The following is a 15,195-nucleotide window of genomic DNA, read 5'->3' as shown; positions in this document are numbered from 1 at the left end:
GTTCCTGAGCCGTCACCACCCTTTCCCACGTCTTACGAGAGTCCGCCATGTACGAGCTGTCCCGGGTCCGCCTCTACTCCATCGGGCCGGCCGGTGCGCGCTACGCCGACACCGTGCTGGACCTGCGGGGCGTCGGCGCGCCCGTGCCCGACCCCGCGCCGGCCCAGGCGGAGTTCTTCGAGGAGGAGCCGGTCGGTCCGCCGCGCCGGCCCGCGCCCGCCGGCGTGCTCTTCCTGGAGAACGGCGGCGGCAAGTCGGTCCTGCTCAAGCTGATCTTCTCGGTGATGCTGCCGGGGCACCGGAACACCCTCGGCGGGGCGAGCTCGGGTGTGCTGCGCAAGTTCCTGCTCGCCGACGACTGCGGGCATGTCGCCCTGGAGTGGCAGCACACGCTCACCGGCGAGTGCGTGGTGGTCGGCAAGGTGAGCGAGTGGCGGGGACGGCAGGTCTCCAACGACCCGCGGAAGTTCGCCGAGGCCTGGTACTCGTTCCGGCCCGGCCCCGGACTCTCGCTGGACAACCTGCCGGTCGCCGAGTCCACCGCCGTACGGCCGCCCGTCGAGGGAGCCTCCGGCGCGCAGGGGCGGCGGCGCACGATGAAGGGCTTCCGGGACGCCATCACCGAGGCGGGCAAGTTCTATCCGCATCTGGAGGTGCACTGGGAGGAGATCCACGACCGCTGGATCGAGCACCTCGGCGAACTCGGCCTGGACCCCGAGCTCTTCCGCTACCAGCGCGAGATGAACGCTGACGAGGGCGAGGCCGCCGGCCTCTTCGCGGTGAAGAAGGACTCCGACTTCACCGACCTGCTGCTGCGGGCCGTGACCGACACCCGGGACACCGACGGGCTCGCCGACCTGGTCGGCGGCTTCGGCAACAAGCTGGGCCGGCGTGCCGAGCTGATCGCCGAACGGGACTTCACTGCCGGGTCGGTGGACCTGCTCGGGCGGATCGTGGAGGCCGCGGAGGCGCGGTCACGCGCGCGTGACATCCACGCGGGCGCCGAGCGCCGTACCCGCACGCTGGCGCGGCGGCTGTCCGCGCGGGGCGTGCAGGAGCGGGTGCGCGCCGCCGACCTCGCCCAGCGGGTCACGGCCGCCGCCTACGCCGTCACGCACTCGGAGGGCGCCCGTGAGCGCAGCGCACTGATCGCCGCCGAACTCGCCTACCGGCACGCCTCCCTGGCGCTGGCCGTCGGCGAGAAGTCCGCCACCGCGCAGAAGCGCGAGCTGGCCGACGCGCGCACCCTGCACTCCGCCTGGCAGGCCGCCGAGGCCGCGCTGCGCCACCGCGCCGCCGCCGACCGCGTCGCGCGCGTGGCCGCCGCCATCCAGGAGGCCGAGCGGGACGCGGCTCCCGCCCTCGCCGCCCGTGCCAAGGCCGCCGTCGAGCTCGTGCGGGCCCTGCACACGGCCGCCGGAAGCGCCGAGCACCTCGCCAACGAGGAGGAGGAGCGGTCGGCCGCACTCCAGGAGGTCAGCGACTCCGCCTACCGGGACTCGACCTCGGCCGCCACCGAGGCACAGCGTGCCCGCAGCGAGGCCGGGCATCTCCGGCAGCGGCTCGGCGAGGTCGAGCAGGAGACCGCCGAGGCGGTCCGTGCGGGCTGGCTCGACGACAGTGCCCCGGACGCCGACCCGGCCCGGGCCGCGCTCGCGGCGAGCGACGCCGAGAAGACGGCCGTGGCCGCCTGGGACACCGCCCGCGAGGCCTCCCGCAGGGCGAGCGAGCACGCGCGCGAGGCGGCCTCCGCCGAGTCCCGCGCCGAACTCACCGCCGCCCGCGCGGCCGACGCCGCGACGGCGGCCGAGCGGACCTACGATTCCGAGAAGCGCCTGGCCGAGAGCCTGGCGGCAGAGGAGCGGCTCACCGAGCTGCTGGGCCTCACCGGCTCGCGCACCGCCATTCCGCGACCCCGCCACGAGGGCGGCGACGGCACGCTCACCCCCGAGGAACTCAACCGGTTCGCCGACGAGTTGCGGGAGCTGCTGGACGACGCCGTCGGTTCCGCCGAGCGGTACCTGTTCGAGCTGCGCACCGCGGCCGCCGACGACTCGCGGATCCTCGGCGCCCTCGGCGACGGCGGACTGCTGCCGCCCGGCCCCGACGTCCTCGCCACCGTCGAGTTCCTCGGCGAGCACGGCATCCCCGCGCTGCCCGGCTGGCGCTACCTCGCCCAGGCCGTCGACCCTGCCGACCATGCGCGCGTGCTCGCCGCCCGCCCCGAACTCGTCGACGGCGTCATCATCACCGACCCCGACACGCACGCCCGCGCCCGCGAGACGCTCGGCGAGGCGGCTCTGCTGCCGCGCTCCGCCGTGGCCGTCGGCACCGCCGCCGCCCTGCTCGCGCCGACCCCGGCCGCCGGCGCCACCCCGGGCGACGTGTTCCTCGTTCCGCCGAACCCGGCCATGCACGACGAGCACGCCGCCGACGAGGAGCGGCAGACGCTGCGCGCGCGGGCCACCGAGCGGGACGAGGAGATCCGTACCCTCGCCGCACGCCTCGGCAAGGACCGCGAGCTGGCCGCGCGGCTCGCCTCCTGGCGCACCGGCTGCCCGGCCGGGCGGCTCGTGGAGCTGGCGCAGGAAGCCCGGGACGCGCGGGTGTTCGCGGAGGAGTCCGAGGCCGAGCTGGCCGAGGCGCGGACCGTGCGCGCGGAGACCGAGGAGACCGCCGCCGAGGCCGCCCAGGTACGCGACGAACGGCAGGAGGCCGCCCAGCGGGCCCGGCGCGCGGCCGACGCCCTCGCCGGCCTCGCGTTCCGGCTGCGCGAACGGGCCGGCTGGCAGGTAAGGCTGCGTGAACTCGCCGACGAGGCCACCGAGTCGGAGGCCCGCGCCCAGTCCTGCCTGGAGCGCGCCCGCGTCGCCGACGAGGACCGGCGCGGTGCCCAGCGCGCCGCCGACGACGCCCGCCGCACCGCCCGCGCGCTGCGCGCCGAGCGCTCCGAGATCGCCGGCGCCCCCGACGACGTGCCCGAGACCGCCGAGGACGCCCCCAAGTCCTCGCTGCCCGCCCTGCGCGAGGCCTACCGGGCCGCCTCGCAGCTGTACGAGAAGGTCGGCGTCGGCGCCGACCTGCGCGCCGAGCAGGCCCGCTCGGAGAGCGACGAGAGCGCCGCGCTCGCGGAGCTGGAGCGGCTCAGCAACAAGGTCCGCACCCGCGCGGAGCAGTTGCTCCAGTCGCCCGACGGCTCCGACGGCCCCTCCCGGCAGGCCGCCGCCGCCCGCGCGGAGGAACTGGTACAGCTCCTGGAGACCCGCATGTCGACCGCGAGCGAGCAGCTCGGACGGCTCCGCGGCGAGGCCGAGCGGCGCGCCCCCGAGGACGGCGAGGCGCACACCGAACTGCCCGAGGAGCTGCAGCCGCGCGACGCCGAGCACGCACAGGCGCTGCTGCGCACGGCGACGGCCGAACTGGCCACCCGCGCCGAGGCGTTGGCCCAGGCCCGGGAGGCGCACGCCGAGCTGCTGGACGCGCACCGCGCGGCCGAGGACGCGGCGGGAGGCATCGACGAGATCGCCGCCATGCTCCGCGACCTGCTGCGCGAGCACACCGCGGAGGACGAGCAGGAAGAGGCCGAGCCGTACCCCGGCAGCCTGGAGGAGGCCCGGCAGTCCGCCGCCGAGGCCCGCAGATCGCTGCGCGGCTGTGCCGGTGACCTGTCCGCCGCCGAGGCCGCCGTCCGGGAGGCGAGCGATGTCCTCGTACGGCACGCCAACGCCACCCGGTACGAGGCGGTACGGACCCCCGCGCGCCAGCAGATCCGGGAACTGCCCGCCTCCGCGCTGCCCGAGCACGCCCAGAAGTGGGCGGACGCCTTCGCGCCGCGGCTGCGGGTGCTGACCGACGAACTGGCCCAGCTGGAGCGGAACCGGGACTCGATCGTGGACCGGCTGCGCGGGCTCGTCGAGTCCGCGCTGGCGACCCTGCGCTCCGCCCAGCGGCTCTCCCGGCTGCCCGAGGGGCTCGGCGAGTGGTCCGGGCAGGAGTTCCTCCGCATCCGCTTCGAGGAGCCCGACCATGCCACGCTCACCGAGCGGCTCGGCGAGGTCGTCGACGAGGCGACCCGGGCCGCCGTGAAGAAGAACTCCGATCTGCGGCGGGACGGCATGTCCCTGCTGCTGAGGGGAGTCGCGGCCGCGCTTCAGCCGAAGGGCGTCGCCGTCGAGATCCTCAAGCCGGACGCGGTACTGCGCGCTGAGCGGGTGCCGGTGGGACAGATGGGGGACGTGTTCTCCGGTGGCCAGCTGCTGACCGCGGCCATCGCCCTGTACTGCACGATGGCCGCCCTGCGGTCCAACGACCGGGGGCGGGACAAGCACCGGCACGCGGGGACGCTGTTCCTCGACAACCCCATCGGGCGCGCCAACGCCACCTACCTGCTGGAGCTCCAGCGGGCCGTGTCGGATGCACTGGGCGTGCAACTGCTGTACACGACCGGGCTGTTCGATACGACGGCGCTGGCCGAGTTCCCGCTGGTCATCCGGCTGCGGAACGACGCGGACCTGAGGGCCGGCCTGAAGTACATCAGCGTGGAGGAGCATCTCCGGCCCGGGCTGCCGCAGCAGCCGCAGGCGGGAGAGGTCGTGCACAGCGAGATCACCGCCACACGGATGTTCAAGAAGCCGTCGGCCTGACGGCCCCCGTGCTCCGGCCGGTTACGGATACCGATACCGGATCCGCATACGACGGCCTCAGGGGTGTGTCAGCTGCCCGGCCTGGCCGCCCCGCCGCCGTATCCGTTCCTGTTCACGAGCGGCGGCCCGCTCCTGCCGCCGGGCCGCGCGCCGCTCGCGGCGGAGCGTGCGTGCCGTGCTGCTCGGCTCCGAGACCACGCCGTTGCGCTGGTTCCACACCTGACGCGTCACCAGGACGTCGACCGCGCTCCAGGTGGCCACCACCGTGCTCGCCACGCTGCTGACCACCATCGGGAACGCCAGCCAGGACTCCGCCATCGTGCAGAAGAACGCCACCATGGCCAGCGTCAGCGTGACAGCGATGATGATCACCGCCCGCACCGCCGACGTCCGCACCGGATCCGGCATCCGGTACCGCTTGGCAGGCTCCTCGACCCACAACGGCCGGTACTGCGGCTGCTGTTGCATCACCGTCGGGCGCGCCGCCGTACCGTCCTCGGGCGCCAGGCGCCGCTGAGCCGTCCCCATCAACGTGTCACTCCCCACCGCCGGCAAGCCCTCGTACCGGTGTCCGACGACCCCGACTCCCCAGTGGCTGCCCGGCTTGCACTGTTTTACGCCGCCCGGATGGGAGATGCGGCTCCTGTGGCCCATTCCGCACCCATCTCCCGTCTACAAGGACGAACGAACACGCCCGATGATTCCCAACCGGGGAAAAATTCCGGCCAACTGATCCTTCGTGCCGTTCCCGCCCCACTCGCGTGAAGTCGGCGCGATCGCGGTGGCAATCTCCCGCAATGCCCGGACAACTCATCCTGTCCGTCCGTCATGTCCGGGCACCGAGGCGGAAGTTCACCGTCCGGACAGTTCTTCGAGTTATCCCTGTGACGGTAGTAGGCTCGCGCCGTTTGTTGACGTACATGTGTACCCCCGGCCGGCGGGGGTCGAGCTGGGGGAGGCCATGCGCTTTCGCGGGAAGTCGATCCGCCGGAAGATCGTGGCGCTGCTTCTCGTGCCGCTGGTGTCCCTGACGGCCGTCTGGGGCTTCGCGGCCGTGCTCACGGGACGCGAAGTCACTCACATGTTCCAGGTGTCGTCGATCGTCGAGGACATCGGCTACCCCACCGAGGACGCGGTCCGCGCTCTCCAGCAGGAACGCCGGCAGACCCTGGTCTATCTCGCCGACCCGCGGGCGTCCGACGCGCTCACCGCCCTGAACCGCACGCGCGCCGCCACCGACGAGACCGTGGCCCAACTCCGCGAGAACGCCCGGGAACAGCACGTACGCGACGGCCTGAACGCCGACGACAGCGAACGCCTCACCGCCGAGCTCGACGGCCTCGACGGCATCGACCCGCTGCGGCGCAGCGTCGAGCAGGGCACCGTGGACCGTGCCCAGGCCCTCGCCCTCTACAACGCCGTCGTCGACCCCTGCTACCTGCTGCTCGGCTCCCTCGACGGGACCGACGACGTCGAGATCGACAAGCAGGCCCGCGCCCTCGTCAACATCACCCGCGCCCGGGAGCTCGTCTCCCGCGAGGACGCCCTGCTCGGCTCCGCTCTGGTGGTCGGAAAGGTCTCCCGCGAGGAGACCCGTGAGATCTCCGACCTCATAGCCCAGCGGACCCTCCTCTACGACATCAGCCTCCCGGTGCTGCCGGCCGGCGAACGCGACCGCTTCGACCGCTTCTGGCGGAGCGCCACCACCGCCCCGCTGCTGGCCGCCGAGAAGTCCGTCCTCGCCGCCGGGTCCGGCATGCCGAACGACGTCAGCGCGAAGAGCTGGGACGCCACCGCGGGCAATGTGCTCGAAGAGCTGCGCACCCTCGACGACCAGGTCGGCAACCGCTTCGAGGACCGCATCCGGCCCGTCGCCGTCAGCGAGTTCGTCCAGGCGGCCGTCGTCGGTGTCCTCGGCCTGGCCGCCGTGCTGTTCTCGCTGGTCATGTCGGTCCGGGTCGGCCGCAGCCTCATCCGCGACCTGCGGTTGCTGCGTCAGGAGGCGCACGAGGCGTCCGGGGTCCGGCTGCCCAGCGTGATGCGCAGGCTGTCCACGGGCGAACAGGTCGACGTGGAGACAGAGGTCCCGCGCCTGGAGTACGACAGGAACGAGATCGGCGAAGTCGGCCAGGCCCTCAACACCCTGCAGCGCGCCGCCGTGGAGGCCGCCGTCAAGCAGGCCGAGCTGCGCTCCGGCGTCTCCGAGGTCTTCGTCAACCTCGCCCGCCGCAGCCAGGTCCTGCTGCACAAGCAGCTCACCCTGCTCGACACCATGGAACGCAGGACCGAGGACACCGACGAACTCGCCGACCTCTTCCGCCTGGACCACCTCACCACCCGGATGCGCAGGCACGCCGAGGGCCTGGTCATCCTCTCCGGCGCCGCCCCCTCGCGGCAGTGGCGCCGGCCCGTCCAGCTGATGGACGTGGTGCGCGCCGCCGTGGCCGAGGTCGAGGACTACGAGCGCATCGAGGTCCGCCGGCTGCCCCGCGTCGCCGTCACCGGCCCAGCCGTCGCCGACCTCACCCACCTCGTGGCCGAACTCCTGGAGAACGCCACGGTGTTCTCGCCGCCGCACACCGCCGTGCAGGTCCTCGGTGAACGCGTCGCCAACGGCTTCACCCTGGAGATCCACGACCGGGGTCTCGGCATGGCGGCCGAGGCACTCCTGGACGCCAACCTGCGACTCGCCGAGACGCCCGAGTTCGAGCTCTCCGACACCGACCGGCTCGGCCTGTTCGTGGTCAGCCGCCTCGCCCAGCGCCAGAACGTCCGTGTCTCGCTCCAGCCGTCCCCCTACGGCGGCACCACAGCCGTCGTCTTCCTCCCCGACGTACTGCTGACCGACGACGTCCCCGACACCAACGGGGTCGGCTTCCGCCTCGACCGCAACCACCCGGCCAGGGAGGCCGAACCCGAGGAGGGCCGCGCCACCTCGCCGGGCCAGGCGGCGGCACAGCGGCCCGGGCTGCCGGCCGCGCTGCTGGACGGCCCGGTCGAGCTGGAGGCACCCGTCGACCTGGACGCCCTGGACGACTTCCCGGGCGCGCTCACCGACGACGACAGCGAGCGCGGCGGGCTGTTCCGCCCCCGCCGCTCCCTGGCCCGCGCCGACGACACCACGCCCGCCGTGACCGAACTTCATCAGCCGGCCCGCGAGACGGCGGACGGCTTCGGCGACGACCGCCCCGGCGGCCCGGTACCGCTGCCCGGACGGCGGACGCCCAAGCTGGTCAGCTCGCACGGCAAGCCCGTCACCGAGCAGCGCTCCCGCCGCGTCGAGCCGGACGGCCGGGAGGACCGGGGCGAGCGGGACCGGGTGGACCAGGGCCGCCCCGAACCGGGCGGACTCGCCCCACTGCCCTCCCGCCGCCGCACCGACCCGTCCTCGCACCGCGCCATCGGATCGGCCGGCCGTGTCATCGGCTCGGCCGACCGCGTCGACGAACGCACGGCGCCCCAGGCCGGCGGCCCGGACGAACCCTCCGGACCCCCCGCCCTGCCCCGGCGCACCCGCCGCTCCGCGATCACCGCCGGCAGCGGCACCGACGACTCCGTCCCGCCCCTCGGCAGCACATCCCCGGAAGCCGCGTCCGGCACCCGGCCGCTGCCCAGGCGGGTACGGCAGGCCAACCTGGCCCCACAGCTGCGACAGGAACCCGCAGCACCCGCCGCGCGCGAACAGGACCCCGTCGAGCGCGACGCCGACGAGGTACGCAGCCGCATGGCCTCGCTCCAGCGCGGCTGGCAGCGCGGCCGTGCGGAGAACGGCGAGGGTGACGGCTCCCGGAACAGCACAGCACAAGGAACGACTAAGGGGGACGGTCGATGACCGATCCGAAGGCGACCGGCAACACGGCGACGAACAAGGGCGAACTGAACTGGCTGCTGGACGAACTCGTGGACCGGGTCGCCAGCATCCGCAAGGCCGTCGTGCTCTCCGGCGACGGCCTGCCCACCGGTGTCTCCAAGGACCTCACCAGAGAGGACAGCGAGCACCTGGCCGCCGTGGCCTCCGGCTTCCACAGCCTCGCCAAGGGCGTGGGCCGCCACTTCGAGGCGGGCAGTGTCCGGCAGACCGTCGTCGAGCTCGACGACGCCTTCCTGTTCGTCACGGCCGCCGGCGACGGCAGCTGCCTCGCCGTCCTCTCCGACGCCGACTCCGACGTCGGCCAGGTCGCGTACGAGATGACGCTGCTGGTCAAGCGGGTCGGCGTACATCTGGGGTCCGTTCCGCGCACCGATCTGCCCTCGGGCGGGTAGTGGGATGACATGAGCGGAGACGGTCAGGGAACAAGTCACTGGTTCGACGACGAGGCCGGACCGGTCGTCCGTCCGTACGCCATGACACGGGGCCGCACCACCAGTGCGGCCCAGCACCGGCTCGATCTGATCGCGGTGGTCGTCACGGAGCCGCACGTGGACGACCCGGACGACGACCGCACGCTGTCCCCGGAGCACGTGGACATCGTCGAGCTCTGCCGCGACGCCCCGCAGTCGGTCGCCGAGCTGGCTTCGGAACTCGATCTGCCCGTCGGCGTGGTCCGGGTCCTCGTCGGCGACCTCGTCGACGGGGAACTCGTGCATGTCAACCGGCCGGTACCCCCGGCCGAGCTGGTGGACGAGAGTATTCTGCGCGACGTGATCAACGGCCTCCGGGCGCTGTGACCGGCGCGGAAGCGGAGTAGTGACGTGACAGGCTGGCAGTTCTGGGTCGACCGCGGTGGTACGTTCACCGACGTCGTCGCGCGGCGCCCGGACGGCCGGCTGCTCACCCACAAGCTGCTCTCCGACAACCCCGCGCGGTACGCCGACGCGGCCGTGGCCGCCGTACGCGAACTCCTCGACGGCTCCGGCGACCCGGTCGACGCCGTACGGATGGGCACCACGGTCGCCACCAACGCACTTCTCGAACGCAAGGGCGAGCGTACCCTCCTCGTCATCACGCGTGGCTTCCGCGACGCCCTGCGCATCGCCTACCAGAACCGCCCCCGCATCTTCGCCCGCCGCATCGAACTGCCGGAGCTGCTGTACGAACGGGTCGTCGAGGCCGACGAGCGCGTCGCCGCCGACGGCACCGTCCTGCGCGCACCCGACCTGGCAGCCCTGGCAGGCCCGCTCCAGGAGGCGTACGACGACGGGATCCGCGCCGTCGCCGTCGTCTGCATGCACAGCCATCTGTACCCCGCCCACGAGCAGGCGATCGGCGAGCTGGCCGCCCGCACCGGCTTCCCGCAGATCTCGCTGTCCAGTGAGGTCAGCCCGCTGATGAAGCTCGTCCCGCGCGGGGACACCGCCGTCGTCGACGCCTACCTGTCGCCCGTGCTGCGCCGCTACGTCCGCCGGGTCGCCGACGAACTCGAAGGCGTACGGCTGATGTTCATGCAGTCCAACGGCGGGCTCGCCGAGGCCGGGCAGTTCCGCGGCAAGGACGCCATCCTCTCCGGCCCGGCCGGCGGGATCGTCGGCATGGCCCGGATGTCGCAGCTCGCCGGCTTCGACCGGGTCATCGGCTTCGACATGGGCGGCACCTCCACCGACGTCTCCCACTTCGCGGGCGAGTACGAACGGGTCTTCACCACGCAGATCGCGGGCGTCCGACTGCGCGCCCCCATGCTGGACATCCACACCGTCGCCGCGGGCGGCGGCTCGGTGCTGCACTTCGACGGCTCCAGGTACCGCGTCGGGCCGGACTCGGCCGGCGCCGACCCCGGCCCGGCCTGCTACCGGGGCGGCGGCCCGCTGGCCGTCACCGACGCCAACGTCATGCTCGGCCGGATCCAGCCGGCCCACTTCCCCCAGGTGTTCGGGCCGGGCGGGGACCAGCCGCTGGACGCCGGCCTCGTCCGGGACCGCTTCACCGGGCTCGCCCGGGAGATCCGCGAGCGGACCGGCGACGACCGCACCCCCGAACAGGTCGCCGAGGGCTACCTGAGCATCGCCGTGGCCAACATCGCCAACGCCGTGAAGCGGATCTCCGTCCAGAAGGGGCACGACGTCACCCGCTACGCCCTCACCACCTTCGGCGGGGCCGGCGGCCAGCACGCGTGCATGGTCGCCGACTCGCTCGGCATCCGCACCGTCCTGGTGCCGCCCATGGCAGGTGTCCTGTCCGCGCTCGGTATCGGGCTCGCCGACACCACCGCCATGCGCGAACAGTCCGTCGAGGCCCCCTTGGAACCCGCCGCCATGCCCGGCATCCGCAAGACCGCCGACGACCTGGAGGCCGCCGCCCGCGCCGAACTCCTCGCCGAGGACGTCCCGGAGAACCGCGTCGAGATCACCCGCCGCGCCCAGCTCCGCTACGACGGCACTGACACCACCCTCACCGTCGAACTCACCGAGCCCGACGCGATGAAACACGCCTTCGAAGAACGTCATCGCGCCACGTACTCCTTCACACTCGACCGCCCGGTCGTCGTCGAAGCCCTCTCCGTGGAAGCCACCGGCCTCACCCAACCCCCCGATCTCTCCGCCCTCGCCCCGTACGAGGGCCGCCCCGCCGCACCGGAGACCGTCCGCCTCCACACCGGCGGCACCTGGCGCGACGTACCCCTCCACCGCCGCGAGGACCTGCCCCCCGGCGAAACCGTCACCGGCCCGGCGATCATCACCGAGGCCGGGGCCACGACCGTCGTCGACGACGGCTGGCGGGCCGCGGCGACCGACGACGGGCATCTGGTCATGGAACGCGCGGCGGTCACGCAGAGTTCCGATCTCGACACGAAAGCGGACCCGGTCCTGCTGGAGGTCTTCAACAACCTCTTCATGTCGATCGCCGAACAGATGGGCGCCCGACTGGAGTCGACGGCCCAGTCCGTCAACATCAAGGAACGTCTCGACTTCTCCTGCGCCCTGTTCGACCCGGACGGGAACCTGGTGGCCAACGCCCCGCACATCCCCGTCCACCTGGGCTCCATGGGCACCAGCGTCAAAGAGGTCATCCACCGCCGCGGCACCTCGATGCGCCCCGGCGACACCTATGCCGTCAACGACCCCTACCACGGCGGCACCCACCTGCCCGACGTCACCGTGATCACACCGGTGTTCGCCACGCAGGGTGACCGGATCCTCTTCTACGTCGCCTCCCGCGGCCACCACGCCGAGATCGGCGGCATCGCCCCGGGCTCGATGCCGGCGAACAGCCGCACCATCGACGAAGAGGGCGTCCTCTTCGACAACTGGCTGCTCGCCGAGAACGGCCGGTTCCGCGAGGCCGAGACGCACCGGCTGCTCGCCGGGGCCCGCTACCCCTCCCGCAACGTCCGCACCAACCTCGCCGACCTTCGCGCCCAGATCGCCGCCAACCGCAAGGGCGTCGACGAAGTCGGCCGGATGATCGAGGAGTTCGGCCTAGACGTCGTCCAGGCCTATATGCGGCACGTCCAGGACAACGCCGAGGAAGCGGTCCGCCGGGTCGTCGACGCCCTCGACGACGGTGCGTACGCCTACGAGACCGACTCCGGCGCCGTCATCCGGGTACGCGTGCGTGTGGACCGCGGCAACCGGCGGGCCACCATCGACTTCACCGGCACCTCCGCCCAGCTCGCCACCAACTTCAACGCCCCGTTCGCCGTCGTCAACGCGGCCGTGCTGTACGTCTTCCGCACCCTCGTCGCCGACGACATCCCGCTCAACGACGGCTGCCTGCGCCCCCTGGACATCGTTGTACCGCCCGGTTCCCTGCTCGCCCCCGAGCCGCCGGCCGCCGTCGTCGCGGGCAACGTGGAGACCTCCCAGGCGATCACCGGTGCCCTCTACGCGGCGCTCGGCGTCCAGGCCGAGGGCTCCGGGACCATGAACAACGTGACCTTCGGCAACGAACGCCACCAGTACTACGAGACCGTCGCCTCCGGATCCGGTGCCGGCGACGGCTTCCACGGCGCGAGCGTCGTACAGACCCACATGACCAACTCCCGGCTCACCGACCCGGAAGTCCTGGAGTGGCGGCTGCCCGTGCGCCTCGACGAGTTCGCCGTACGCGAGGGCAGCGGCGGCGCGGGCCGCTGGCACGGCGGGGACGGCGCGGTCCGCCGCGTCCGCTTCCTCGAACCCATGACCGTCTCCACCCTCTCCCAGCACCGCCGCGTGCCGCCGTACGGCATGGCCGGGGGCGAACCCGGCGCACTCGGCGCCAACCGGGTGGAGCGGGCCGACGACACGGTCACCGAACTCGGCGGCAGCGATGCCGCGGACGTCGGCCCCGACGACGTACTCGTCATCGAGACCCCGGGCGGCGGCGGATACGGACACCCCCTCGCCCGGCACCCGATCCCATCAGACCCATCAGACCCATCAGACCCATCAACAAGCCCATCAAGCAGGAGAAGAAAACGATGATCTTCGGGCGATCTGAGCGTGGCAAGCCCCCGGTCGAGCCCGTCACGCTCAAGATCCTCGTGGCCGGCGGCTTCGGCGTGGGCAAGACGACCCTGGTCGGCGCGGTCAGCGAGATCAGGCCGTTGCGCACCGAGGAACTGCTCACCGAGGCCGGGCGACCGGTCGACGACACCTCCGGCGTCGAGGGCAAGCACACCACCACCGTCGCCATGGACTTCGGCCGCATCACCCTGCGCGAGGACCTGGTGCTGTACCTGTTCGGCACGCCCGGGCAGGAACGGTTCTGGTTCATGTGGGACGAGCTGGCCGAGGGCGCGCTGGGAGCCGTCGTACTCGCCGACACGCGCCGTCTGGAGGACTGCTTCGCCGCCGTCGACTACTTCGAGAGGCGTTCCATCCCCTTCGTCATCGGCGTCAACTGCTTCGAGGACTCGGCCCGTTACCCGGTGGAGTCGGTCCGCAAGGCCCTCGACCTCGACCCCGACGTACCGGTCGTGCTCTGCGACGCCCGGGATCGCGAGTCGGTCAAGGAGGTGCTGATCGGCGTCGTCCGGCACGCGATGGCGTACGCGGCGGGCCACCGGCAGTCCGTCATCACCTGAACCGCGGCGGCACGGCCCGTACCCCCGCCGACCGGGGTACGGGCCGTGGTCCCGGGGTGGTTACACGCCGTCCTCCAGCCAGCCGAAGCTCTTCTCCACCGCCTTGCGCCAGTTCGCGTACTCGCGGTCGCGCACCGACGACGCCATGGCGGGCGTCCACTCCGCGTCCTTCTGCCAGTGCGACTTGAGCTCGTCCAGGTCGTCCCACACGCCGGTGGCCAGGCCGGCCGCGTAGGCGGCGCCCAGGCAGGTCGTCTCGGAGACCCGGGGCCGGATCACCGGTACCCCGAGGACGTCGGCCTGGTGCTGCATCAGGAGGTTGTTCCCGGTCATGCCGCCGTCCACCTTCAGGGTGGTGATCTGCACCCCGGAGTCCTGGTACATGGCGTCCACGACCTCCCGCGTCTGCCAGCTCGTCGCCTCCAGGACCGCGCGGGCCAGATGTGCCTTCGTGACGTACCTGGTGAGCCCGGTGACGACCCCGCGCGCGTCGGAGCGCCAGTAGGGCGCGAACAGGCCGGAGAAGGCGGGCACGATGTAGGCGCCGCCGTTGTCGTCGACGCTCGCCGCCAGCGTCTCGATCTCGTCGGCGGTGCGGATGATGCCGAGCTGGTCGCGGAACCACTGGACGAGCGCGCCCGTGATGGCGATCGAACCCTCCAGGCAGTAGACGGGCGCCTCGGTGCCGATCTTGTAGCCCATCGTCGTCAGCAGCCCGTTCTTGGACGGCACCGGCCGGTCGCCGGTGTTGAGCAGCAGGAAGCTGCCCGTCCCGTAGGTGTTCTTCGCCGTGCCGACGTCGTAGCAGGCCTGGCCGAAGACCGCCGCCTGCTGGTCGCCCAGTGCGGAGGCCACCGGCACCCCGGCGAGCTGGCCGACGGCGGTGCCGTACACCTCGGCGGACGACCTGATCTCGGGCAGTACCGCCTCGGGGACGTTCATCGCCGCGAGGATGGCGGGGTCCCACTGGAGGGTCTCCAGGTTCATCAGCATGGTGCGCCCGGCGTTGGTGACGTCGGTGACGTGCCGGCCGCCGTCGGTGCCGCCGGTGAGGTTCCAGATCAGCCAGGAGTCGATGGTCCCGAAGGCGATCTCGCCGCGCTCGGCCCGGTCCCGCAGCCCGGGCACGTTGTCCAGCAGCCAGGCCGCCTTGGGCCCGGAGAAGTAGCTGGCCAGGGGCAGGCCGGTCTGCTCGCGGAAGCGGTCCTGGCCGTCGCTGCCGCCGAGTTCGTGGCACAGGGCCGCGGTGCGGGTGTCCTGCCAGACGATCGCGTTGTGCACGGGCTTGCCGGTGGCGCGGTCCCACAGGACGGTCGTCTCACGCTGGTTGGTGATGCCCAGCGCGCTCAACTGGTCGGGGCGCAGCCCCGCGTTGGCGAGCGCCCCGGCCACCACGGCCTGCACCTTGGACCAGATCTCGGTGGCGTCGTGCTCCACCCAGCCCGGCTTGGGGAAGATCTGGCGGTGCTCGCGCTGGTCGACGGCGACGATCGCGCCGCCGTGGTCGAAGATGATGCATCGGCTCGACGTGGTGCCCTGGTCGATTGCGGCGACGTACTTCTCGGCGGTGTCCGTCATGGCTACCCCTTGGTCGCTGGGTCGGAAGGCTG

8 protein-coding genes are annotated in these 15,195 nt (G+C 72.6%); 6 read left to right on the top strand and 2 right to left on the bottom strand.

Going from position 1 to position 15,195, the window contains the following annotated elements; all coding sequences use genetic code 11:
- The first annotated feature begins 47 nt into the window (after positions 1-47).
- On the top strand, positions 48-4,643 hold the full coding sequence (locus tag ACFWPS_RS17070; protein ID WP_383705772.1) for a hypothetical protein: 4,596 nt from the start codon (positions 48-50) through the stop codon (positions 4,641-4,643).
- Between the two features lie 57 nt (positions 4,644-4,700).
- On the opposite strand, the gene ACFWPS_RS17065 is transcribed toward ACFWPS_RS17070, so the two are convergent.
- A complete protein-coding gene (locus ACFWPS_RS17065) occupies positions 4,701-5,171 on the bottom strand; it encodes a hypothetical protein (RefSeq protein WP_383705770.1) in 471 nt (156 codons plus the stop codon).
- Positions 5,172-5,604: 433 nt separating this feature from the next.
- Here ACFWPS_RS17065 and ACFWPS_RS17060 point away from each other — a divergent pair, with 433 nt between their 5' ends.
- Genes ACFWPS_RS17060 through ACFWPS_RS17040 form a run of 5 tightly spaced genes read left to right on the top strand, consistent with a single transcriptional unit; the run spans position 5,605 to position 13,585 of the window.
- Positions 5,605-8,475, top strand: coding sequence for a nitrate- and nitrite sensing domain-containing protein (locus tag ACFWPS_RS17060; RefSeq protein WP_383705768.1), 2,871 nt, complete (start codon positions 5,605-5,607; stop codon positions 8,473-8,475).
- Positions 8,472-8,906: a roadblock/LC7 domain-containing protein gene (locus ACFWPS_RS17055; protein ID WP_383705766.1), complete on the top strand. Its 435-nt coding sequence runs from the start codon at positions 8,472-8,474 to the stop codon at positions 8,904-8,906. Before ACFWPS_RS17060 ends, ACFWPS_RS17055 begins: the two co-directional genes overlap by 4 nt.
- A gap of 9 nt (positions 8,907-8,915) precedes the next feature.
- Positions 8,916-9,311 carry a DUF742 domain-containing protein gene (locus ACFWPS_RS17050; protein ID WP_383705764.1) on the top strand — a complete coding sequence of 132 codons (396 nt, stop codon included), beginning with the start codon at positions 8,916-8,918 and terminating at the stop codon, positions 9,309-9,311.
- 24 nt (positions 9,312-9,335) lie between these two features.
- A complete protein-coding gene (locus ACFWPS_RS17045) occupies positions 9,336-12,983 on the top strand; it encodes a hydantoinase B/oxoprolinase family protein (protein ID WP_383705762.1) in 3,648 nt (1,215 codons plus the stop codon).
- Complete coding sequence (locus ACFWPS_RS17040) at positions 12,980-13,585, top strand: ATP/GTP-binding protein (protein WP_383705760.1); 606 nt, start codon at positions 12,980-12,982, stop codon at positions 13,583-13,585. The genes ACFWPS_RS17045 and ACFWPS_RS17040 overlap by 4 nt, the downstream gene beginning before the upstream one ends.
- Before the next feature lie 60 nt (positions 13,586-13,645).
- Here ACFWPS_RS17040 and glpK read toward each other — a convergent pair whose 3' ends face one another.
- Entirely contained in the window at positions 13,646-15,163 is a 1,518-nt protein-coding gene (gene glpK, locus ACFWPS_RS17035) for a glycerol kinase GlpK (RefSeq protein WP_383705758.1), read from the bottom strand.
- Positions 15,164-15,195: the final 32 nt, after the last annotated feature.

This window comes from Streptomyces sp. NPDC058457, from assembly GCF_042720695.1.
Classification (GTDB): Bacteria; Actinomycetota; Actinomycetes; order Streptomycetales; family Streptomycetaceae; genus Streptomyces.
This window is presented reverse-complemented; position numbering and strand designations above follow the sequence as displayed.